Genomic DNA, 22765 nt, shown 5'->3' with positions numbered 1-22765 from the left:
GAAGCGCGGAAAACCCCTGCCCCCGTGCAGGAAGGCAACGGACAGGCCTGCGCCGGTCCGGCATACTAGCCGCCCGGCCCGTATGGCCGGAGCTGTGACGGAGACCCGCGTGACCCTCGCTCCCCGACACGTCCTGGCCGCCGGCCTGACCGCTCTCGGCCTCGGGAGCGCCGGGACGGCGCTGGCGCAGCCGGCGGCCTACGTGTTCCACGCCCCCGAGGCGCCGACCGTGCTGCAGACCGACGCGGGCGGCCGCGTGATCGTCCCGGCGGGCCGCCCGGACCTCGCCGTGCCGCCGCTCCCGGTGCCGCACGTGATGAACGGCGGCGGCTTCGGGCTGAGCGGGTTCGACTACTACAACGACCAGCTCTCCGAGGGCCGCGTCGGCAGCCGCAAGCGGCCCAGGAGCTACGTGCTGGCCCCGGCCTATATCGCGCCGCCGCTCCCGCCGCGCTGAGATTTTACGTTCCCTCCCCCCTCTGCGGGGGAGGGAATGGGTGTCCTCAATCCTTCTCCGGGTCGTGGCCCCAGTTCATCAGGGACATGCGCCAGGCGGATTCGGGGTCGGAGCGCGCCTTGCCGCCCTGTTTGAGGTGGCGGTGGACGTAGCCCACCACCTTGCGCATCGCGGCGTAGTCGTCCTCCGTGAGGTCGGCCTTCGCCTTGTCCTTGATCGCGAGGATGCGCCGGCCCATCGCGTGGCCGGTGGATTCGTCCCCGTCCGATTTCTGGCCGACGGCCTGGCTCGCCTCGCTGTCGAGGTGCTTCCTGAGTGCGGCCGGGGTCATGTTCACGGCCGCGTTGAAGTCCTTCCAGGTCTCGGCATGGTCGATCTCGGGCATGGGATCCTCCGGGGCTGATGTCCGGCCACCAACGCGCTGCCGGGGCCCCGGTCCTGCGCCTGCCCCCGCCCCGCCCTGCGGTCCGGCGACGCAGGCCGGGGCGGCGGGGCGTTTACAGCGCGGGACGCCGCCGGTATCACCCGGCACCGGCCCCGATCAGGGGGCCCGCCACCATCAGCGAAACACAAGATGCGCGCCGAGATCGAGCAAGCCTCGGATGCCGCCAAGCAGTCTATAGGGCTGCTGAGGAGGCATCTTTGACTGGGACACCGTCGATAAACGCCTCGCGGAGCTGAACGCAGCGTCCGAGAACCCCGAGCTCTGGAACGATCCGGAGGCCGCGCAGAAGGTCATGCGCGAGCGCCAGCAGCTCGACGAATCCGTGTCCGCGATCAAGAAGCTGGAGCGGGATCTCGAGGATGCCGCGACCCTGATCGAGCTCGGCGAGATGGAGGACGACGCGGCCTCCATCGCCGAGGGCGAGGCGGCCATCAAGGCCGTCGAGAAGGAGGCCGCGAGCCGGCAGGTCGAGACCCTGCTCTCCGGCGAGGCCGACGGGTTCGACACCTATCTCGAGGTCCATGCCGGCGCCGGCGGCACCGAGAGCCAGGACTGGGCCAACATGCTCCAGCGCATGTATGCGCGCTGGGCCGAGCGGCGGAAGTTCAAGGTCGACATCGTCGAGATGACCGACGGCGAGGAGGCCGGGATCAAGGGCGCCACGCTCCTGATCAAGGGGCACAACGCCTATGGCTGGCTCAAGACGGAATCGGGCGTGCACCGCCTCGTACGGATCTCGCCCTACGATTCCAACGCGCGCCGCCACACCAGCTTCGCGAGCGTCTGGGTCTATCCGGTGATCGACGACCGGATCGAGATCGAGATCAAGGAATCCGACTGCCGCATCGACACCTACCGGTCGTCGGGCGCCGGCGGCCAGCACGTCAACACCACCGATTCGGCGGTGCGCATCACGCACAACCCGACCGGCATCGTGGTGGCCTGTCAGCAGGAGCGCTCGCAGCACAAGAACCGGGCCACCGCCTGGAACATGCTGCGCGCCCGCCTCTACGAGCTGGAGCTGAAGAAGCGCGAGGAGAAGGCCAACGCGGAGGCCGCCGCCAAGACGGATATCGGCTGGGGCCACCAGATCCGAAGCTACGTGCTGCAGCCCTATCAGCTGGTGAAGGACCTGCGCACGGGCACGCAGTCGACCGACCCGGACGAGGTGCTCGACGGCGACCTCGACCCGTTCATGGAAGCCTCCCTGGCGCAACGCGTCTATGGCGGCAGCGAGGCGGTCGAGGACATCGACTGACGCTCAGGGTGTCGAGAGGGATCATCCCTCTCGCGGGTTCGAGGCGCGGAGCCCTGGGGCATGCAGGTCAGGGCTTCGCCCCAACACCCCACCAAAGGGATGATCCCTTTGGGATCCCGAACCTTAGGGGCTGCCGGCGGCGAGCCGGCGGCCGGCATCGAGGAAGCGCGCGGGATCGACCGGCTCGCCGTCGACCCGCGTCTCGTAATGCAGGTGGGCACCGGTGGAGCGGCCGGTGGAGCCGACCCGGCCCACCACCTCCCCGGCCGCGACGAGCTGGCCCGGCACCACCGCGATCCGGGCGAGATGGGCGAAGCGCGTGCTGAGCCCGTGGCCGTGGTCGATCTCGACCATGTTGCCGTAGCCGCCCGCCGCCTCGGCGAGGCTCACCCGGCCCGGCGCCGTGGCGCGGGCCGCCTCGCCGAACTCCGCCTTGAGGTCGAGCCCGGTATGGAGGGCGAGCCCGCGCGTGAACGGGTCGAGGCGCCCGCCGAAGGGGCTCGACACGCTGCTCGGCCCGAGAATCGGCCGGCCGAGCGGCAGGTTGCCGGCGAGCCGCCGCAGCCGCTCGGCCTCGTCCAGGGCGCGCTGCGCCGCCTCCAGGGTCTCGGCAAAGGCGTCGCCCGAGACCGGCACCAGCGGACCGCCCATGGCGGCCGGCGCCCCGCCCTCGAAACGGGCCGGATCGAGGCCGGCGCCGCGGATCACGCTGCGCAGGCGCTGCATCCGCCGCGCCGCGCCAGCCGCGACCCGGCCGAGAGCGCGGGTCTGCGAAGCCTGGACCGCGTCGAGGGCGGATTCGAGTCCCTGAAGCCGCTTCGCGGCGGCGCGGTCCGGCTGGCCCTCTGCATCGCGCAAGGAGAAGGGTTCGGGCGCCGGGGCCGGCTCGGCCGGGCGCGGCTCGGACTCGGGCAGGCGCGTCACCACGGCCTGGCGGCGCTCCAGCTCCGCCTGCCGGTCGAGGGCGGTGGCGAGGCGCCGCTCCAGCCCCTGGCGCAGGGCCGCCTGTTCCCGGCGCCCCTGCTCGACCTCGGCCCGGAGCGCGCCGAGGCGGGTCTCGTAATCGGCCTGGATCGCCCCCTGCCGGGCGAGCAGGCCCGCCATCAGGTCGTCGTGGAAGAGGAGGCCGTAGGTCGCCGTCCCCGCCCACAGGCTGGTGACGGCGAGGGCCGCCCCGAGGAGGGCCCGGCCGCGGCGCGGCATCGTCTCGGTCTGGCGGGAGCGGCGCATGGCGGGCGGGGTTTCGAATCGCCCGCCCATTCAGGGCCCGGTAAGGTTAAGGAAGCGCGAAGGGGCTGCCCGTCGCGCCGGCCCTCACGCCAGCGCGCGGGCGGCCTCCAGCACCGCCTCGGCATGGCCCGGCACCTTCACCTTCGGCCAGACCTGAGCGATCCGGCCCTCGCGGTCCACGAGCACGGTGGTGCGCTCCACACCCATGTATTTGCGGCCGTACATGCTCTTCTCGACCCAGACGCCGTAGGCTTCGAGAACCGCCTTCGATTCGTCTGATGCAAGTGGAAATTGCAGCCCATACTTGCTGCAAAACTTGTCGTGGCTTTTTACCGGGTCCGGCGAGAGGCCGATCACCCGGGTATCGGCCGCCGCGAAGTCCGGCAGCAGGCCGTTGAAGCCCTGCGCCTCCAGGGTGCAGCCGCTCGTATCGTCCTTCGGATAGAAGTAGAGCACGACTTTGTGACCGCGCATCGCGGCGAGCGCGATGGCCGCCCCGCCCGAGCCGGGCAATGTGAAGTCGGGCGCCGGATCGCCGGTATTCAAGGACATCGTGCCTTCCTTTCGGCCGATTGATGGTGTGCCTCTGTCGGACGAGCGCAAACAACGGCATCGACAGCCGGTCCGGTCGGATCGTCCGTGCTCGTCTTAAGGTCCGCGGGGGCCGCGATCCAGCGGTCAAGCTTCGAATGCAAGGTCTCGATGGCTGAACAACCCGAGGGACTGAAGCCGCCTCGGGCGGGGCGGCGCTGGGGCTGGCTCTGCCTGTTCACGGCGCTCGGCCTCGTGCTCCTCGTCGGGATCGGCGGCGGCCTCGCCTGGCTGCGCCTGGCCTGGGGGCCGATCAGCCTCGACGCCTTCTCGGGCCGCGTCGCCGCGGCGGTGGCCGAGCGGATCGGGCCGGGCTGGCGCATCGACCTCTCCGACAGCTCGCTGGAGCTCGATGCCGAGCATGCCCTGGCGCTGCGCGTCGCCGGCCTCGACATCCGCAATCCCCAGGGCGCCCTCGTGGTGCGCGCGCCGCTGGCCGTGGTCAGCCTCGACGGCTGGAGCCTGCTCCGCCTCGCCGTGCAGCCGCGCTCCATCGAGTTCCGCGACGTGGAGATGATGGCCCTCGTCCACCGGGACGGCTCCATCGCCTTCGCCTCGCCCGATGCGGGCAAGGCCAGCACGCCGCAGATCCTGCCGAGCGTCGATTCCGCCCGCGGCACGGTGTCGCCGCTCTCGGCCGGCATCGCCTCGATCTTCGGCGTGGTGCTCGATCCGGCGGGGGTGGTCGGCGCCCTCGACCGGGCCCGCGTCACCAATTCCCGCCTGACCCTCCTCGACGAGGACGGGCGGGAGCGCGCGGTGTTCGAGCGCGTCAACGGCCTGTTCGGGCGCGACGCCACCCAGGATGCGCGCATGTTCGAGTTGCGCATCGACGGGCCGCACGGGCAGTGGCGCTTCGGCGGCACCCTGCGCGAGGCGGAGACCGGCGAGCGCACCGGGGTGATCACCCTGGACGACCTGCCGGCGACCGACCTGCTCCTGCTCTCCGGCCAGTCGAAGCTGCCGCTGACCACCGACCTCAAGCTCTCGGCCCGGGCCGACGTGCGCCTCGCCGCCGGCCGGATCGAGGCGATGGATCTCTCCGTGCATACGGGCGACGGCTCGCTGCTGATCGAGGAGAAGGACTTCAACCCCGTCACCGTGGACAGCGTCACCGCGCGCGGGCGCTGGGACGAGGGCGCCCGGGCGATGACGCTCACCGACCTCGACTATCGCGGCGCCGGCAACGCGGTGCGCCTGACCGGTTCCTGGCAGGCGAGCCCGGCCGGCGCCGACACCGCCTGGACGGCGACCCTGTCGGGCCGCGACGCCACCCTGCGCGGCGCGGCGCCCAAGGACCTCCCGGTGAAGATCGACGCCCTCGCGGCGCAGCTCTCGGGGCGGGCCGGCGGCGTCTCCATCGACGCGCTGACGCTGGCCGGGGCCGGGGTGAAGGGCCGCCTCAGCGGCACCCTCGGCACCAGCGCCGACGACGACGGGCTCACCTTGCGCATCACGGCGAGCGACAGCGAGGCGCGCACGGCGCTGCGGCTCTGGCCGGAGAACATCGCGCCGGGCGCCCGCAACTACCTCGTGGACGAGCTGCGCGCCGCCCGCATCGAGACCCTCGACATCGCCGTCGACATGTCCGGCGCCGAGCTCGCCGCCGCGACCCGGGGCGACCCGATGCCGGACAACGCGGTGCAGATCGACTTCCGCATCGCCGACGCGACGCTGGAGATCTCGCCCGACGCGCCGCCGCTCACCAACGGGCGCGTGGCCGGCACCATCACCGGCCGCACCACCCGCATCCGCGATGTCACCGCCGACCTCCGCCTCGGCGAGGGCCGCACCCTCTCCATCGGCGAGGGCAGCTTCGTGATTCCCGAGATCACCCCCGACACGGTGGTGGCGCAGATCGGCCTGCGCCTGTCCGGGGGCGCCGACGCCCTCGCCGCCCTCCTCCAGACCAAGCTGTTCCGGAACCTGACCGGGGCGGATATCGACCCGGCGACGGTGAAGGGCGCGGCCGACCTGCGCATCGCCTTCCCGCTCAACCTCAAGCACATCCCCGACCTGCCCGACCTGCCGGTGACGCTGACCGGCAGCCTGACCGACCTCGCCGTGGACAAGGTGGTGGGCAAGGATCGGCTCGAAGCCGGCCGCTTCGCGGTCTCCTACGGCCGCGACGGCTTCGGCCTGAAGGGCGAGGCCCGCATGCTCGGCGCGCCGGTGGCGATCGACCTGCGCCAGCCCAAGCCCGGCACGGACAAGACGACCGGGACGGACAAGGGCGGCGGCGAGGTGCAGGTGAGCCTCGTCCTCGACGACGCCTTCCGCGTGAAGAAGGGCCTGCCGGCCGCGCCCCAGCTCTCCGGCGCCATCCCCGTCAAGGCGGTGATGCCGCTCGGGCGCGCGGGCAAGGCGCCGGTGCGGGTCGAGGCCGACCTGACCCGGGCCGGGATCGACGGGCTGCTGCCGGGCCTCGCCAAACCGGCCGGGCGGCCCGGCCGGCTCAGCTTCACCCTCACCGACACCGGCAGCGGGGCGGATCTGCGCGACATCGTGCTCGATGCCGGGCCGGCCTCGGCGCGGGGCAGCGCGTCGCTCGGGGAATCGGGCCTGGAGCGGGCCGAGTTCGCGAGCCTCAAGCTCTCTCCCGGCGACGACATGCGCGTGGTCGTGGACCGGGCGGGCTCCGGCTACAAGGTCAGCGTGCGCGGCGCGGTGGCCGATGCCCGGCCCTTCCTGAAGGCGATGCTCGGGCCCGAGCAGAAGGGCAAGGATTCGGGGCCCAAGGACATCGACGCCGACATCCAGCTCGGCATCCTCACCGGCTACAACGAGGAGGCGCTGACCAATGCGAGCGTCAAGGTCTCGCTGCACGGGCGCGACCTGCGCTCGGCCGCGATCACCGGCCGTTTCCGCGCCTCTCCGCTCGCGGTGAGCGTCGGCCGGGCCGAGCGCGGCGTGCCGGCCCTGCAGGTGGAATCGGCCGATGCCGGCGCGACGCTCCGCTTCGTCGACATCTACAAGCGGATGTTCGGCGGCCGGCTCAATGCCGGGATCAACCTCAATGACGGCCCGCAGGCCGGCGTGATCCAGATCCGCAACTTCACCCTCCGCAACGAGCCGGCGCTCTCCAGCATCATGGCCAAGGGGCCGGAGGCGCCGGATACGGTCGATGCCCGCGGGCGCCGCCGCCCCGCCGTGCAGCCCGCGAGCGAGGTCACCTTCGACCGGATGCGCGCGAACTTCGTGCGCACCGGCAGCCGGGTCGACTTCACCGACGCGGCGATCTCCAACGCGGCCATGGGCTTCACCCTCTCGGGCTATCTCGATACCGGCCGCGAGCGCACGGACATCAACGGCACCTTCGTGCCGCTCTACGGACTGAACAACGTGGTCGCGCAGGTGCCCCTGTTCGGGCCGCTGCTGGCCGGCGGACACAATGAGGGGCTGTTCGCGGTCAATTTTCGGGTGCAGGGCAAGCTGAGCGCCCCGGATGTCAGCGTGAACCCGCTCTCGGCCGTGGCGCCGGGCTTCCTGCGCAAGCTGTTCAGCGCCGGCGGCCCCATCGCCGACGGCGACGGGCAGGCGCCGCAGAGCGACCGCTGAGGGATCTCATCTGGTCTCAGGCCGCGGGATCCGCGCCTGATCCCGAGACGATGAAGACCTGCGTCCGCCGCCTCTCCCTCCCCCTTTGCGGGGGAGGGTGGCCCCTGCGTCAGCAGGGGTCGGGAGAGGGGTGCGACGGTGCAGGAGAATGCTCGGCATCGACGTGACGCCTCATTCGGGGATGGGGGTCCCCTCACCCGACCCCCTTCGGGGGCCACCCTCTCCCGCAGAGGGGAGAGGGACGACGTCGCGGCGGCAGGGCGAAAGGCCTTCCTTAAGACAAAAAGCTTGACACGCGAGAACAAAACACGTACATCCCAGCCACGCGCTGTCCCGCGGCGCGACGGGTCCTGCAACCCGCCGCGCCGCGCGCAGGGAGCCCGGGCCGCATGACCACGGCCCGTGCCAGGACAGCGCGGCGGTTCCCGCGTCGCCGGCCGGTCAGCCGGCGCCCCGGGCGCCTCTGCGCGACACAGGGCCGTTCTCGGCGCCAGCCCGGATCAACAACGGGACAGCCCCGATAGTCCGGCCTGCACAGGTCGTTGGAACCGATGCCGGGCCCAATACGAGGTCCGGTGCACGACGCTTCAAGTCTGCCGGGGTGAGGCTGGGCGAGCCGGGCAACGGCGCTACGCAGTCCGCCACGATCGGGGTCGATGCAGGTGAGCAAGAGACCGCGACGCTAAACGGACGAGGCCGGCCACACGCGGCCCCCTCGTCCGCGGGACGCCGGGGAGCTCGGTATCCGTACGCACATGTTTGGGGTTCCGCGGCGTCCCGCGTCTCCCGCTCCAGCCATGCCTCCGGCGTCAGGCGACGCGCGGAGCCGAAGGCGCGTGGGGTCCCGGCTGTCGAGAGGGGTCACCCCTCTCGCGGGGCCGGGCAGAGCCCGGACGCCGCCTCTAGCCCTTCGAGCGCAGCACGGTCTCGGGCGGAGGCCGGCGCGCCGGGTCGCAGGCGGTGTCGAAGGCGTTGAGCGGCAGCGGGCGCGAATCGCAGACGAAGGCGTCCTGCGGGCCGGGGGCCGGCACGGGATCGCGCGCCACGATCGGGTTCGGCGCGCAGGCGCCCACGGTGCCGAGGGCGAGGGCGGCGAGCGCGGCGGCTTTCAGATTCAGGCGGCGCATGCACCCCTCGGGAACGCAAGGAACGGTCGGGACCCCTCGGGGAACCCTCGCCCAGCCTCAGGCGCGCGACAAGCGCCGCGGCGCCCGCGGGAACGGCTTTGCCGGCCCGTGTCGCCCGGCCGCAACAACGCGGCCGGGCCGGCGGGCCTCAGCCCACCTTCGCCATCGGGTTCGTGATGGGGACGACGTTGTGCAGGGTCTTGTCGGCGCCGTCGAAGAAGCGGCGGACGTTGCGCGCCGCCTGACGGATGCGCTGCTCGTTCTCGACCAGCGCGATGCGGACATACTCGTCGCCGTGCTCGCCGAAGCCGATGCCCGGCGCCACCGCCACGTCGGACTTCTCGAGCAGCAGCTTGGAGAATTCCAGGCTGCCCAGCTCGCGGAACTTCTCCGGGATCGGCACCCAGGCGAACATCGAGGCGGCGGGCGCCGGGATCTTCCAGCCGGCCTTGCCGAAGGAATCGACCAGCGCGTCGCGGCGCTTGCGGTAGATCGAGCGCATCTCGTGGATGCAGTCGTCCGGCCCGTTGAGCGCGGCGGTGGCCGCCACCTGGATCGGCGTGAAGGCGCCGTAATCGAGATAGGACTTCACCCGGGTCAGCGCCGCGAGCAGGCGCTCGTTGCCGACCGCGAAGCCCATGCGCCAGCCGGCCATGGAATAGGTCTTCGACAGGGAGGTGAACTCCACCGTGCAGTCGATCGCGCCCGGCACCTGCAGCACGGAGGGCGGCGGCTCGCCGTCGAAATAGACCTCGGCATAGGCGAGGTCCGAGAGCAGGATCAGCTCGTGCTTCTTCGCGAAGGCGACGAGGTCCTTGTAGAAGTCGAGCCCCGCCACGTAGGCGGTCGGGTTCGAGGGGTAGCAGACCACGAGCGCCACGGGCTTGGGGATCGAGTGCTGCATCGCCCGTTCCAGCGCCGGGAACATGGCGGGCGTCGGCTCGGCCGGCACGGAGCGGATCACGCCGCCGGCCATCAGGAAGCCGAAGGCGTGGATCGGGTAGCTCGGGTTCGGCACCAGCACCACGTCGCCCGGCGCGGTGATCGCCTGGGCCATGTTGGCGAAGCCTTCCTTGGAGCCGAGCGTCGCCACGACCTGCGTGTCGGGATTCAGGCTCACGCCGAAGCGGCGCTGATAGTAGCCGGCCTGGGCACGGCGCAGGCCGGCGATGCCCTTGGAGGCCGAGTAGCGGTCGGTGCGCGGGCGCCCCGCCGTCTCGCAGAGCTTGGCGATGACGTGCTTGGGCGCGTCGAGATCGGGATTGCCCATGCCGAGATCGATGATGTCGGCGCCGTTGGCGCGGGCGGCGGCCTTGATCCGGTTCACCTGCTCGAAGACGTAAGGCGGAAGGCGCTTGATGCGGTGAAAGTCGGTCATGGCGTTGTCCATCGCGCACGGGTCCCGTGTGGCGCTTCATGGGTTCGGGCGTGCGGGTCGGCCTCTCTAGCACGGAAGCCCACGGCCGCCGACCCCGAAAACGGCCTCGGGCCAAGCGGGTTCGAGAGGGCCTCAGGGGCTCGGCGTGGCGGGTGCCGAGGCCGGCGCCGAGGCCGGGTTCACCGACCGGCCGGCGCTCTCGGCGGCCTTGCCCCGGTTGACGTTGCGGCTGCGGGCGCTCTCGAGCTCCGCCTCGAGTGCCTTCTGCCCTTCCGTGGACTTGGCCCGCACGGCCCGCTTCGGCGCCGAGACGCCGACCGGCATGTAGTCCTGCTCCCCGCGGCGGCTGTTCGCGACGAAGTCCGGCGCCTCGGGCCCCTTCGGCGCCGAGCCCGCGATGCCGGTGCTGCGCAGCACCCCGACATCGCTCGAGCAGCCGCTGCCCGCGAGCGCTGCGGCGAGGAGGAGCGCGCGGACCGCGCGGCGGGTCACAGCTCTGTGATGATCGGGCGAGAACATGATGCGGTTGTAGCGGCGGCCGGGCGTGCCGGTCTGGCAAAATCTTGGGCTCGCCCCTTAATTTGGCGGAAACGAGGCCCGTCCTGCGTTAGCCTGGATCAGGGCCCGTCGCGCATCTCAAGGTGCCGGCGGATCATAGGGAGAGATGCACGCGTGACCAGCCAGCCGTCGCTGCCGCCGCACGTACCCGATTTCGAGGCGCTGTCGCGCAACGCGGGCCTGTTCGTCGAGGCCATGGGACGCAACGTCTCGAACATGCTGAAGCCCGCCGACGGCACCGCCGTGCCGGGCGCCCCGCCTACGGAACTCAACGAGATGGCCCGCACGCTCGGGCTGGTGGCCGAGCGCTGGCTCTCGGATCCGCAGAAGAGCCTGGAGGCGCAGGCCCGGCTCGGCGAGTCCTTCGCCACCCTGTGGGGCCATACCTGGCTGCGCCTGCAGGGGCAGGAGCCGCCTCCCGTCGCCGCGCCCGAGCCGAAGGATCCGCGCTTCGCCAATGCCGAGTGGACGACGAACCCGTATTTCGACTTCATCAAGCAGAGCTACCTGATCCTGATGCGATGGGCCGAGGATCTCGTCGAGGAGGCCGAGGGGCTCGACGAGCGCACCCGCCACAAGGCCCAATTCTACCTGCGGCAGGTCGCTGGCGCCCTCTCGCCCTCGAACTTCGTGCTGACGAATCCGGAACTGCTCCGGCAGACGCTGACCGAGAACGGAGCCAACCTGCTGCGCGGCCTGCAGATGCTTCAGGAGGACATCGAGGCGGGCAAGGGCGCGCTGCGGGTGCGCCAGACCGATGCCGCGAGCTTCGAGGTCGGCCGCAACGTCGCCGTGAGCCCCGGCGAGGTGGTGTTCCGCAACGACCTGATCGAGCTGATCCAGTACGCGCCCACCACGGAGACGGTGCTGAAGCGCCCGTTCCTGATCGTCCCGCCGTGGATCAACAAGTTCTACATCCTCGACCTCAATCCGCAGAAGAGCTTCATCAAGTGGATGGTCGATCAGGGCCTGACCGTGTTCTGCATCTCCTGGGTGAACCCGGACGAGCGGCACGCGGAGAAGGACTTCGAGAGCTACATGCGCGAGGGCATCGAGGCGGCCATCGACGCGATCGGCACCGCGACTGGCGAGCGCGAGGTGGCGGCCGCGGGCTACTGCGTCGGCGGGACGCTGCTCGCCGTGACGCTCGCCTACCAGGCTGCCACCGGCAACGTGCGCATCGGCAGCGCGACTCTGCTCACCACGCAGGTCGACTTCACCCATGCGGGCGACCTCAAGGTCTTCGCCGACGAGGAGCAGATCCGGGAGGTCGAGGCGCGCATGGCCGAGCGCGGCTATCTGGAGGGCGCGCGCATGGCCAACGCCTTCAACATGCTGCGCCCCAACGACCTGATCTGGTCCTACGTGGTGAACAACTACGTGAAGGGGAAGCCGCCCTCGGCCTTCGATCTGCTCTACTGGAACGCCGACGCCACGCGGATGCCGGCGGCCAACCACTCCTTCTATCTCCGCAACTGCTACCTCGAGAACAATCTCGCCCAGGGCAAGATGGTGCTCGGCAACGTGCGCCTCGACCTGTCCAAGGTGAAGGTGCCGGTCTTCAACCTCGCCACGCGCGAGGACCACATCGCCCCGGCCCTCTCGGTGTTCGAGGGCTCGCGCCGGTTCGGCGGCCCGGTCGACTACGTGCTCGCCGGATCGGGCCATATCGCGGGCGTGGTCAACCCGCCGGCCAAGCCGAAATACGGCTACTGGACCGGCGGTCCGGTCCAGGGGCGCCTGGAGGACTGGATCGAGGCCGCGACGGAGAACAAGGGCTCGTGGTGGCCCTACTGGTTCTCCTGGATCGAGGCGCAGGCGCCGGAGCGCGTGCCGGCCCGCGTGCCGGGCGCGGGCGGCCTGCCCTCCCTGGGGCCGGCCCCCGGCACCTATGTGCGGATGAAGTCCTGATCCGGGTGAAGGCCGGAACGGAAAACCCCGAGGGCCCTGAGGCCCCCGGGGTGCTCGATGGTCCGGGCCGATGGTCTCAGTACTTGCGGATCAGCGGCGCCGCCGCGACCGGCCGGGCCGGCTCGCCGAACACGTAGCGGAAGCCGACCGAGAGGACGTCGGCGCTGGCATCGGTGTAGCCCGCGAAGGCGATGTTGCCGACATTGTAGTCGCGGCCCGGCCCGGAGAGGATCCGGTTGCGGTCGAGGAAGAAGTGCGAGTAGGCCAGGTTAAGCGTCAGCTTCTCGTTCCAGCGGTAGCTGGCGCCGATCGAGGCGATGTAGCGGTCGCCGTCCGGCAGCCGCACCGAGCGGTTGGCGAAGTCGATCGGCGAGACCTCGTAGGCGAAGCCGCCGCGGAGCGTCAGGCTCGGCGACCAATCGTATTCGGCGCCGACCGAATAGGTGAAGCCGTCCTTGTAGTCGAGCGGCAGGTTGCTCACCGGCACCCCGAGGGTGCGCGAGACGATGCCGACATTGCCGAGCCGGGTCCAGTTGTCCCACTCGAAGCCGAGATTGATCCGGGTGACCGGGTTGATCGCCTGGGTCAGGCCGACGCTGAGCTTCTCGGGCGTATTGAGGTTCGCCGTGACTTGGCCGGCGGTGCGGGCGAGCGCCACCAGCGGCACGCCGATCGACCCCTCGATGTCGTGGTGCACCGAGGAACGGTAGCCGATGCCGAGTACCGTACCGGCCCAGGGCGTGATCGTGGCGCCCGCCGTGAAGCCGACGCCCCAGGACTCGCCCTTCAGGAAGGCGCTCGGATACACCGTCGGCGACAGGCCCGGGATCGGCAGCGCCTGCCGCAGGGTCAGGCGGAAATACTCGATGTTCGGGCCCGCGGCGACCGAGAGCCACTCGTTCACCTTGAAGCCGATGACCGGGTTGAAGGCGAGCGAGAAGATCCGGCTCGACCGGCCGTAGACCTCGCCGGCCCAGACCTGATTCGGCTTGGTCACGAGACCGAACGGCGCGCCGGTCTGCAGGCCGATCCAGAGCCGGTCGTTGAGCTGGTAGGATGTGGCACCCGCAGGCACCACGGCGCCCTGCCCGATCTCGCCCGAGCCGCCGAGCGGCAGGAAGCCCGGATTGGTGCCGAGCGTCGGCGTGATGTTGGCCGACAGGTTGATGAAGGTGAGGTTCTGCTCCGTGACCCAGCCTGGGTTCATGGTGATGACGGCCGGGTTCCAGAACATCGAGGAAACGCCGCCGGAGCCCGACGCCGCGCCCGCGAAAGAGAGCCCCTGGGCCTGCGTGCTCTGCTCGCGGATTCCGAACGCGCCGGCGCTCGCCTCCTGCGTGCCCGCCCAGAGCGACACCACAGCGACGCCTGCCAGCGCGAGAGACCGAACCCTGACCGTCATGCTTTCCGACCCCTTCAGTTCTTTGACGGCGCTGGATCCCCGGCCTCGAGCCGAGCTGGCACCTTGAAAATCATTCTGATGGGACAAGTGATATTTTGCAAGTCTGGTATTTTATAGTAAAAATTTGGAAATCGCGCGCAATATTGGGAGTCGGTTGCCAGAAAGATTGCTCTTTCATCTTGCGGCAGCAGCGCCGGTAAAATAGTTCATATCTGAACTTTATCGCCTGTTCTTGTACCGTCGCCCCACAGTGAACGACGGATGTGACATTCCCGCAACAGAGCGCGATCGTCACCTCAGGTCGGGGCAGGCCGGCCTCGCTTGCGTCGACCTCGTCCGGTCTCCATGGTCCCGGTGCTAGAACACCTTCCGGGAGCGACGCGATGAAGCTGATCCGCCACGGCGCACAGGGCACAGAGAAGCCCGGCCTCGTCGACCGGGACGGAGGCTATCGCGACCTGTCCGCGATCGTTCGCGACATCGCAGGGCCGGCGCTGGCGAAGGACTCGCTCGACCGGCTCCGGATGATCGATCCCGAGAGCCTGCCGCGTCTTCCGGCCGGCACCCGGCTTGGTCCCTGCGTCGGCGGCACCCGCAACTTCATCGCGATCGGCCTGAACTTCGCCGACCACGCGGCCGAGACCGGCGCGCCGATCCCCTCCGAGCCGATCATCTTCAACAAGGCCCCATCCTGCATCTCGGGCCCGAACGATCCGGTGATCATCCCGAAGGGCGCGGCCAAGGTCGATTGGGAGGTGGAACTCGCCGTGGTGATCGGTGCCCGGGCGTCCTACGTCCACGCCAATGAGGCCCTGGACTACGTGGCCGGGGTCTGCATCTGCAACGACGTCTCAGAGCGCGAATTCCAGATGGAGCGCGGCGGCACCTGGACGAAGGGCAAGGGCTGCCCGACCTTCGGGCCGATCGGCCCCTGGCTCGTCACCTTGGACGAGATTCCGGACCTCAAGGACCTGCGGATGAGCCTCGATGTATCCGGACAGAGGATGCAGGCCGGTTCGACCGAGACCATGATCTTCGACGTGCCCCAGCTCGTCGCCTACACCTCGCACTTCATGATGCTGGAGCCCGGCGACATCATCACCACTGGCACGCCGCCGGGCGTCGGCCTCGGCATGAAGCCGCCGCGCTACCTCAAGCCGGGGGAGGAGATGGTCGTGCGCATCGACCGCCTCGGCGAGCAGCGCCAGACCGTGGTGGCCTTCGACGACTGGACCGCCAAGGTCGCCGCAGGCGAGCCGACGCATTAGAGCCACTCCCGATCGCGTAGCAATCAGGGGCCGAGAGACGCTCACAAAGCTCCCGCTGCGCCGTCGTGCCCAGGGGGAGATCTCCCGGTGGTCGGGGGGTGAGTGCTCTCAGTCCTTGTCTCGACGTGCCCTTTGCCCTGCGTCGGCGTCCATTTCGGCGGAGAGCGCCTTCAGATGCAGCGGCTGATTGAATCTCGCGATCTAGCCAATGCAAAAACGTGTATCGCGTGCGATCGGATGGCGAAAACTTTCATTCTCGCGCGAATGATGCCCTCAGATCTTCTGATTGGCTTAGAAACCGTTAGTGAGTTTCTCGTATTCTGATGATCTCCGGATGCGCTTCCCGGGCATTGAGTGTCGGTTCGGCACACGGGACGCGTACACTCATATGCGCTGGGACCGAGCCTGATCTGCGGTGATCAGGTGCGGCTCCAGATCGGGATTGTCCATGCACGCTCTGCGCAATGACCTCACGAGGCACGGTGATGAGGATGCCGAGCCGCCGTCCCTGCGGAACATCACAGCGCTCGTCGGCGAGGTCGGACGCATCGCAAAGGACAAGGGCGGCGAGATCCGCAAGATCACCGGCCAAACCCGGATGCTTGCGCTGAACGCCCTGATCGAAGCGTCCCGCGCCGGAGAGCAGGGGCGCGGCTTTTCGGTGGTGGCTCAGGAGGTGCGCGAGGTTGGGGGGCGCATCGAGGACCTTGCTCGGGAGCTTGAGACCCATCTCGCCGCCCGGATCGGGACGCTGCAGGAAGCGGTTTCCGCGATGGCGGGGCGGGCCCAGGAAGAGCGCCTCGTGGACCTTGCCCTGAACGCCGTCGAGTTGATCGACCGCAACCTCTACGAACGGACCTGCGATGTGCGCTGGTGGGCCACGGACGCTGCGATCGTCGCCTGCGCGGCGGAGCCGAGCGCAGCCGCCGCAGCCTACGCCTCTTCGCGCCTCGGGATCATCCTGTCAGCCTATACGGTCTATCTCGATCTCTGGCTCTGCGACCGCGCCGGCCGCATCCTGGCGACCGGCCGTCCCGACCGCTATCCGGGGCTGAAGGATCGCTCGGTCTCCGATGAAGCTTGGTTCCGCGACGCGCTGACCTTACGGGACGGTGATGCGTTCTGCTGCGCTGACGTGCGCCATGAGCCGGGCCTGGGCAACGCGCAGGTGGCGACCTACGCGGCCGGAATCTGGGATTCGGGCCGGCCCTGCGGCGTGCTGGCCATCCATTTCGATTGGGAGCCGCAGGCCCGCGCCATCGTCTCCGGCGTCCGCGTCGCACCAGAGGACAGGGCCCGCACCCGTGTGATGCTGGTCGATGCCCGCCGCAGGGTGATCGCGGCCTCGGATGGGCGCGGCATCCTCAGTGAGATCGTAACGGCCGATCCGGGCGGGCGCGTGAGCGGTACGGTTGCAGACCCGCGTTCGGGCACCGTCACCGCCTTTCACCGCACGCCTGGCTACGAGACCTATCGTGGGCTTGGCTGGTATGGGATGATCGAGCAGGCACCGGCCTGACGCGCGTGGGAAGGCTTGATTTCTGCCGGCCGATTCCGCTCAAAGGCTGCATGAGCGAGACCTCCCCTCCCCGTTCGACTGAGCCCACATTCGGCGCGATCCGCCACGACTGGAGCGTGGCCGAGATCCGGGTGATCCACGACCTGCCGCTGCTCGACCTCGTCCATCAGGCGGGCAGCGTGCACCGGATGCACAATGATCCCGCCGACATCCAGCGTGCCTCCCTCCTCTCGATCAAGACCGGAGGCTGCCCTGAGGATTGTGCCTATTGTCCGCAATCGGCGCATCACAAGGGGACGGGCATGGCCCGCGAGCGCTTGATGCCGGTCGAGACCGTCCTCAAGGAGGCGGCTGCAGCCAAGGCCAACGGCGCCCATCGCTTCTGCATGGGGGCAGCGTGGCGCCAGCCGAAGGATGGTCCGGAATTCGACGCGGTGCTCGCGATGGTCCGGGGCGTGCGCGGCCTCGGGATGGAGGCCTGCGTGACGCTCGGCATGCTCAGCCCGAGCCAAGCCGAGCGTCTCGCCGAGGCCGGCCTCACCTCGTACAACCACAACCTCGATACCGGACCCGACTTCTACGGTGACATCATCTCGACGCGCACCTACGAGGACCGGCTGCGGACGCTAGAGAACGTGCGCGCGGCTGGGATCGGCGTCTGCTGCGGCGGCATCGTCGGCATGGGCGAGGGCGTGACCGACCGGGCTGCGATGCTGCAGGTCCTCGCCAACCACGCGCCACATCCCGAGAGCGTGCCGATCAACGCGCTGGTCGCGGTGCCCGGCACGCCGCTCGAGGAGCAGCCCGCCGTCGATCCGCTCGACCTCGTGCGCATGTGCGCCACGGCGCGCATCGTGATGCCGAAGGCCCGGGTGCGGCTGAGCGCTGGACGCAAGAGTCTGACGCGGGAGGCGCAGATCCTCTGCTTCCTGGCCGGTGCCAACTCGATCTTCTACGGCGAGCGCCTGCTCACCACCGCCAACAACGAGGCGGACGAGGATGCCGCGCTGCTACGCGACATCGGCATCACGGTCCACGCCCCTATCCTCGCCGCGGCGGAGTAGCACCGCAGGCCGCGCTCGCCGGCGAATCCGGTAGGATTACGCGGAAGCAGGCGCCCGGCGTACCCTCGTCGAGAGTCAGCGTTCCGCCGTTGAGGCGGATCAGTTCCGATGCCACGGCCAAGCCGAGGCCGGTGCCGCCGGAGCGCGCCGAGCCCTTGAATGGGGCGAACAGGTGCGCCCGGGCCTTCTCTGGAAGTCCGGGGCCGTTGTCGGCGACCAAGATTGTCACGGCGCCATGTCCCTCCGCACCGTCCCGTGAGGCGGTGACCCGCACCTCGGGCGCGGCCGCGCAGCGTGCCGTCTCCAGCGCCTGCACCGCGTTCCGCACGAGATTGGTCAGGGCACGTAGAAGCTGCTCGGGATCGACTTCAGCCTTCAGGTCCGCAGGCGCCTCCGCGTGGATCGTGACCCGCGTCCCGGCAGCCATCGCCGCCAGATCCTGCAACTCCTCAAGGAGGGGAGCCAGGGTGACGCGTCGGCGTGTTGGGTGAGGCTCGCTAGCCCGTCCATAGGCCAGCGTAGCCTCGCAAAAGCGGATGGCGCGGTCGAGGGTCGCGACGAGGCGTGGCGCCACGCGCTGCACCATCGGATCGGCCGTGCCTTCGAGGCGGTCGCCAAGAAGTTGCGCACCCGTGAGCATATTGCGCAACTCGTGATTGATTTTGCTTACCGAGAGGCCGAGTTCGGCCAACCGCCTCCGCTGGCGAAGTTGGTCGGCCAATCCCTGCGCCATGCGCGCCAGCGCCGTCTCGGCAAGCCCGATTTCGTCGGTGCGCCGAGAGGGGCGGATCGAGCGCTCGGCACCCTCGGGGTCGTCGGCGAAGGCCGCGATGTTGCGGGTGAGGCGTGTGACCGGCCGCACGATCACCATCTGCAGGACCACGAAGACGAGACCCGCCGCCGCCGCTGCGACGATCAGCGAGGAGAGCAGGAGACGGCCCGCGAAATCGACCATGGCGGCACGCAGGGGAGCTTCGTCTTGGAGGATCTCCACGAGGTCGAAGCCATCGCGGCCGTGGCCGACTACGCGGATCGGCTCGCTCACGGGAGCGACCAGCGTGCGCCAAGCCCCGCGTATCGCCTCCCAGAGACTGGTCTGGCGCAGATCGACCGAGTCCGCCACGCTCTCGGGCATCGGATCCAGGGTCAGCAGGCGCTGCGTCTCGTCGCCGCGCACGGCGATGGCCCGAGCCCCGACACCGGTCAGGAGGTGGCGGGCGAGATCGTCCGGCACCGCCTGGCCCTGGCTGGCGTCGAGCACCATCGCAGCCACCTGAGCGGCGGCGATTCGATCGGACAGCCAGGACAGGCGATAGTTCGCCACTGCCGGAACGTAGATCAGGACTTCGGCAACCGCCACGAAGGCTACGGTGAGTAGGAACAGGCGCACGGACAGGCCGAGATGCCGAAGCGGCCTGTATTGGGTCGGCGCTGCGGCCCCGGCCGAATTCGTCCTCCCTTCCTGCGCTCCCTCGTCTACGCTCATCGTGGCCCCGGCTGATGCGGCGTTCCCGCACCCGACTGCACTGCGCCGCCGGACCGGGGAGGATCGCGGCAGACGCCATCTTCGTAGCCCGAGCGGCGGCGGGCCGTCGAGGGGCAATTCCGGCGGGACGGAATTGGTGACGCAATTGTTCAATCCAGGATAAGATTGTACTAGAACTAGTAGTTGTACTTTCTCGGCAGTGCTTCTGAGCGCAGCTTACGTTGTGATCGCGTTGGGGCTGTCCCGGAACTGGCGATACCCTATGTCATCTTTGACGTGGGAAGGGGCGGTGGCGGAGGAGGATCGATAACAGGGCGAATGCCGCGAGCGCCCCCAGGCCGATCAGCATCTTCGGCGTCACCAATCCACGCAACGTTAACGCTTCGTCGCATCCGAGCTCCGATGCAGCCTGGCAGGCGGCCTTGGCGGCCTCGTGGGCGGCGACGACGTCCTCGATGCCGGCGCCCGTCGCCGCGTAGACGAAGGCGCCCGGCAGGAGCCCGACCAGGGTGGCGAGCACGAAGGTCCGCAGCCGCACCCCGAAGGCCGCCGGCGCGAGATTCGTCATCCAGAACGGGAAGAGCGGCAGCAGGCGCAGGAAGGCGATGTAGCCGAAGGCGTCGCGGCGGAAGCCCTCCGCGAAGGCCTGCAGGCGGGGCCCCGCCAGGCGCCGCAGCAGCTCGCCCCCGGGGCCGCGCCCCACCGAGAACACGATCGCCGCGCCCGTGGTCGCCGCCGCCACGGCGACCAGGGCGCCGGTGACGATGCCGAACAGGAAGCCGCAGATCATGGTGAGCATCAGCGTCGCCGGCACCGAGACGACGACCGCGCCGACATAGACGAGGTAGGCCGCGACCAGGGCGCGGCCGTAATCGGCCGCGACGAAGCCGTGCAGCCAGGCCCGCGAGGCGAGCAGTGTGTCGAGGCTGACGAGGCGGCCCGCCCCCGAGACCAGCGCCGCCAGCGACACGCCGACGAGCAGGACGAGCGGCAGGAAGCGCAGGGCGCCGCGCAGGCGCCCCCACCCCGCCGGGCGGTCCGGCCCGCTCAAGCGGGCTTGCGCATGCGCAGGATCTTGAAGAACCCGCCGGGGAAGGTCGGGGCGACGCCGATGAACTCGACGCCGTTGCGCCGGGCCCAGGCCTGGATGCGCGCCGCCTTGAAGTCCGACGACCAGCCGATCTTGGTGCAGAGGGGCGCGACGATCTCCTCGACCCGGGCGACCGGGCCGGTATCCTGGCCGAAATGGTTGGCGAGCACGATCTCGCCGCCCGGCCGCAGCACGCGCAGGAATTCCGAGAGCGCGGCCTCCGGATCCGGTACCAGGGTGATCAGGAACTGCGCCACCACGGCGTCGAAGCTCGCATCGGCGTAGCCGAGATGGCAGACATCCATCACCTGCAGGCCGTGCACGTGGCCGAGGCCGCGCCGCCGCACCTTGGCGCGGGCGCGTTTCAGCATGTCCTCGGAGAGGTCGACGCCGCAGACGAAGGCGTCGCGCGGGTAGTAGCCGAGGGACAGGCCGGTGCCGACGCCCGCCTCGAGGATGCGCGGCCCGCAGGCCGCGGCGGCGCGCACGGCGGCGCGGGCGGCGGGTTCGGTGAGCTTGTCGTAGACCACGTCGTAGACGGGGGCCCAGCGCGCATAGGCCTTGCGCATCAGGGCCGTGCTCGGGCCCCTCTCCTGCGGCTCGCTCAACATGGTCTGCGGTCGTCCTGCGCTGGAGGCCGGGATCAGGCGGCCTGGGCGGGGTGCGCCGACACCGTGTCGACGCGGGCGATGGTGCCGCCGCCGAGCACCCGCGCGCGGGGATCCTCGTCGGCGTAGATGACGCAGGCCTGGCCGGGCGAGACGCCGTCCTCGGGCGTGGCGAGGTCGACCATCAGGCTGCCCTGCGCCGCGTCGTAGGCGAGACGGGCGGGACGCGGCTCGCGGGTCGAGCGCACGCGCACGGCCACCTCCAGCCCGTCGAGGCTCTCGACGGGCTGCGAGCCGAGCCAGTTCAGGTCGGTGAGGCGGATGCGGCCGGTGGCGAGCGCGCTGCGCGGACCCACGACGACGCGGGCCGTCTCCGGCTCCAGCCGCACCACGTAGAGCGGCTCGCCCACCGCGAGCTTGAGGCCGCGGCGCTGGCCGACCGTGAAATGGATGATGCCTTCGTGGTGCCCGAGCACGCGTCCGCCGAGATCGACCACCTCGCCGGGGCGCGCCGCATCGGGGCGGAGCTTCGCGATCACCTCGCTGTAGCGGCCCTGCGGCACGAAGCAGATGTCCTGGCTGTCCGGCTTCTCCGCGACGGCGAGGCCGAGCGACCGCGCGAGCGCACGGGTCTCGTCCTTCGGCAGCTCGCCGAGCGGGAAGCGCAGATAGGCGAGCTGCTCGGCCGTCGTCGCGTAGAGGAAGTAGCTCTGGTCGCGGGCCGGATCGAGGGCGCGGTAGAGCCCGCGGCCTCCTTCAGGCAGCGGCCGGCTCGCCACGTAGTGGCCGGTGGCGAGCGCGTCCGCGTCCAGGTCGCGGGCAAGGCCCAGCAGGTCGCGGAACTTGAGCGAGCGGTTGCACTCGACGCAGGGGATCGGCGTCTCGCCCGCGAGGTAGCTCTCGGCGAACCGGTCGATCACGGCATCGCGAAAGCGATCCTCGTAGTCGAGGACGTAGTGCGGGATGCCGAGATGGGCGGCGGCCGCGCGGGCATCGTGGATGTCGCGCCCCGCGCAGCAGGCGCCCTTGCGGTGCGTCGCGGCGCCGTGGTCGTAGAGCTGCATCGTGACGCCGACCACGTCGTAGCCCTCGCGCTTCAGAAGCCCCGCGACCACGGAGGAATCGACGCCGCCGGACATGGCAACGACGACGCGCGTCTCGTGGGGGGCTTTGGGCAGATCGAGGGAATTCATGGCCGGATCCGGCGGCCCCTCTCGCGGGGCGGGACCACCCGCGGGCTTCTATAGCGATTGGATCCGGCACTTTCCAGGGTCGGCGCCCGGATGACGCCCTGGTCTGCGCAGAGGACCCGACCCGGCAAGTCCTGCCGCCCGCTCGGCAGCTTCCGCCGGTGCCGTTCGACACGGCATCCGTGTGTCGCGCCGTTATCCCTTGCCGATCAAGGCCTTGGAGCGCCAGCACGCATGGCTCGCCCCTTGCTCCGGGGCGCCCGAGGAGCAGGGATGCATGGCGCTCGGACACACGGCACGGATGGATGCGTCGGCGAAGGCCGCCGACAGGGCGAATGCTGCCCAGGCGGGCGGGCGCGCGGCGGCGCGCGGCACGGCCGCCTTCGCGGCTGCCCTCGACGCGACGAGCCGGACGGAGCCCGCAGGCAGGGCCGCGCGGCAGAGTGAAGCGCCGGCCGAGGACCGGATCGTCAAGCCCGGGCCGGCGGTTGCCGCGCGCGTCGCCGAGGACCGGCGCGAGACCCTGACGGAGGCCCGCAGGGCCGCGGCGCGGCCGACCCCGGCACGCGGCTCGGACGGCGGCACACGCCCGGGCACGGCCCAGGGCGAAGCGCGCTTGGATGCC

The 22765-nt window shown here is 70.3% G+C and carries 19 protein-coding genes; 8 read left to right on the top strand and 11 right to left on the bottom strand.

The annotated features are described in order from the left end of the window. The first annotated feature begins 109 nt into the window (after nucleotides 1–109). Entirely contained in the window at nucleotides 110–457 is a 348-nt protein-coding gene (locus MET9862_RS16705) for a hypothetical protein (RefSeq protein WP_244612749.1), read from the top strand. 46 nt (nucleotides 458–503) lie between these two features. Here the strand turns inward: MET9862_RS16705 and MET9862_RS16700 are convergent, their stop codons facing one another. Then, complete coding sequence (locus MET9862_RS16700) at nucleotides 504–842, bottom strand: DUF3140 domain-containing protein (protein ID WP_142584042.1); 339 nt, start codon at nucleotides 840–842, stop codon at nucleotides 504–506. 189 nt (nucleotides 843–1031) lie between these two features. Between MET9862_RS16700 and prfB the strand changes: the two genes are divergently transcribed. Beyond that, nucleotides 1032–2160 (top strand): peptide chain release factor 2 gene (prfB, locus tag MET9862_RS16695; protein ID WP_142584041.1). Its coding sequence is split into 2 segments (ribosomal slippage): nucleotides 1032–1100 and nucleotides 1102–2160, totalling 1128 coding nucleotides; the frame shifts between segments, so codons are not numbered across the junction. A gap of 123 nt (nucleotides 2161–2283) precedes the next feature. Here prfB and MET9862_RS16690 read toward each other — a convergent pair. Both MET9862_RS16690 and MET9862_RS16685 read right to left on the bottom strand, forming a co-directional pair. After that, nucleotides 2284–3390 carry a M23 family metallopeptidase gene (locus tag MET9862_RS16690; protein WP_142584040.1) on the bottom strand — a complete coding sequence of 369 codons (1107 nt, stop codon included), beginning with the start codon at nucleotides 3388–3390 and terminating at the stop codon, nucleotides 2284–2286. 84 nt (nucleotides 3391–3474) lie between these two features. Next, nucleotides 3475–3942 carry a peroxiredoxin gene (locus MET9862_RS16685; RefSeq protein ID WP_142584039.1) on the bottom strand — a complete coding sequence of 156 codons (468 nt, stop codon included), beginning with the start codon at nucleotides 3940–3942 and terminating at the stop codon, nucleotides 3475–3477. 150 nt (nucleotides 3943–4092) lie between these two features. Here MET9862_RS16685 and MET9862_RS16680 point away from each other — a divergent pair, with 150 nt between their 5' ends. Further along, nucleotides 4093–7539, top strand: a complete 3447-nt coding sequence (locus MET9862_RS16680; protein ID WP_142584038.1) for a YhdP family protein — start codon at nucleotides 4093–4095, stop codon at nucleotides 7537–7539. 902 nt (nucleotides 7540–8441) lie between these two features. Here the strand turns inward: MET9862_RS16680 and MET9862_RS16670 are convergent. From MET9862_RS16670 to MET9862_RS16660, 3 genes are all read right to left on the bottom strand, one after another. Continuing rightward, entirely contained in the window at nucleotides 8442–8666 is a 225-nt protein-coding gene (locus MET9862_RS16670; RefSeq protein WP_142584037.1) for a hypothetical protein, read from the bottom strand. A 148-nt stretch (nucleotides 8667–8814) separates the two neighbouring features. Further along, nucleotides 8815–10044 carry an LL-diaminopimelate aminotransferase gene (locus MET9862_RS16665; RefSeq protein WP_142584036.1) on the bottom strand — a complete coding sequence of 410 codons (1230 nt, stop codon included), beginning with the start codon at nucleotides 10042–10044 and terminating at the stop codon, nucleotides 8815–8817. A 132-nt stretch (nucleotides 10045–10176) separates the two neighbouring features. After that, the gene (locus MET9862_RS16660) at nucleotides 10177–10563 is read right to left on the bottom strand and encodes a hypothetical protein (protein WP_142584035.1); all 387 of its coding nucleotides are present in this window, start codon (nucleotides 10561–10563) and stop codon (nucleotides 10177–10179) included. A gap of 153 nt (nucleotides 10564–10716) precedes the next feature. On the opposite strand from MET9862_RS16660, the gene MET9862_RS16655 reads away from it, so the two are divergent. After that, complete coding sequence (locus MET9862_RS16655; protein ID WP_142584034.1) at nucleotides 10717–12513, top strand: PHA/PHB synthase family protein; 1797 nt, start codon at nucleotides 10717–10719, stop codon at nucleotides 12511–12513. A 76-nt stretch (nucleotides 12514–12589) separates the two neighbouring features. Here the strand turns inward: MET9862_RS16655 and MET9862_RS16650 are convergent, their stop codons facing one another. Further along, nucleotides 12590–13915 carry an OmpP1/FadL family transporter gene (locus MET9862_RS16650; protein WP_142584033.1) on the bottom strand — a complete coding sequence of 442 codons (1326 nt, stop codon included), beginning with the start codon at nucleotides 13913–13915 and terminating at the stop codon, nucleotides 12590–12592. A 383-nt stretch (nucleotides 13916–14298) separates the two neighbouring features. On the opposite strand from MET9862_RS16650, the gene MET9862_RS16645 reads away from it, so the two are divergent. The 3 genes from MET9862_RS16645 to bioB all read left to right on the top strand — a co-directional run bounded on the left by MET9862_RS16645 (nucleotide 14299) and on the right by bioB (nucleotide 17766). Further along, the gene (locus MET9862_RS16645; protein ID WP_142584032.1) at nucleotides 14299–15183 is read left to right on the top strand and encodes a fumarylacetoacetate hydrolase family protein; all 885 of its coding nucleotides are present in this window, start codon (nucleotides 14299–14301) and stop codon (nucleotides 15181–15183) included. A 448-nt stretch (nucleotides 15184–15631) separates the two neighbouring features. Beyond that, complete coding sequence (locus MET9862_RS30470; protein ID WP_142584031.1) at nucleotides 15632–16702, top strand: methyl-accepting chemotaxis protein; 1071 nt, start codon at nucleotides 15632–15634, stop codon at nucleotides 16700–16702. Nucleotides 16703–16752: 50 nt separating this feature from the next. Next, nucleotides 16753–17766 (top strand): biotin synthase BioB, encoded by a 1014-nt coding sequence (gene bioB, locus MET9862_RS16635; RefSeq protein ID WP_142584030.1) that lies wholly within the window; start codon nucleotides 16753–16755, stop codon nucleotides 17764–17766. Here the strand turns inward: bioB and MET9862_RS16630 are convergent. From MET9862_RS16630 to mnmA, 4 genes are all read right to left on the bottom strand, one after another. Further along, nucleotides 17744–19252: a sensor histidine kinase gene (locus MET9862_RS16630; protein WP_142584029.1), complete on the bottom strand. Its 1509-nt coding sequence runs from the start codon at nucleotides 19250–19252 to the stop codon at nucleotides 17744–17746. The two genes, bioB and MET9862_RS16630, sit on opposite strands and share 23 nt — an antisense overlap. 265 nt (nucleotides 19253–19517) lie before the next feature. Then, the gene (locus MET9862_RS16625) at nucleotides 19518–20303 is read right to left on the bottom strand and encodes a TVP38/TMEM64 family protein (RefSeq protein WP_142584028.1); all 786 of its coding nucleotides are present in this window, start codon (nucleotides 20301–20303) and stop codon (nucleotides 19518–19520) included. Next, the gene (locus MET9862_RS16620) at nucleotides 20300–20953 is read right to left on the bottom strand and encodes a class I SAM-dependent methyltransferase (RefSeq protein WP_142584027.1); all 654 of its coding nucleotides are present in this window, start codon (nucleotides 20951–20953) and stop codon (nucleotides 20300–20302) included. The genes MET9862_RS16625 and MET9862_RS16620 overlap by 4 nt, the downstream gene beginning before the upstream one ends. A gap of 32 nt (nucleotides 20954–20985) precedes the next feature. Further along, on the bottom strand, nucleotides 20986–22143 hold the full coding sequence (gene mnmA / locus MET9862_RS16615) for a tRNA 2-thiouridine(34) synthase MnmA (protein WP_142584026.1): 1158 nt from the start codon (nucleotides 22141–22143) through the stop codon (nucleotides 20986–20988). Nucleotides 22144–22417: 274 nt separating this feature from the next. Between mnmA and MET9862_RS16610 the strand changes: the two genes are divergently transcribed. After that, the coding region (locus tag MET9862_RS16610; RefSeq protein ID WP_210248115.1) for a hypothetical protein at nucleotides 22418–22765 on the top strand (348 nt) is incomplete at its 3' end.

It is taken from the genome of Methylobacterium symbioticum (assembly GCF_902141845.1).
GTDB lineage: Bacteria > Pseudomonadota > Alphaproteobacteria > Rhizobiales > Beijerinckiaceae > Methylobacterium > Methylobacterium symbioticum.
This window is presented reverse-complemented; position numbering and strand designations above follow the sequence as displayed.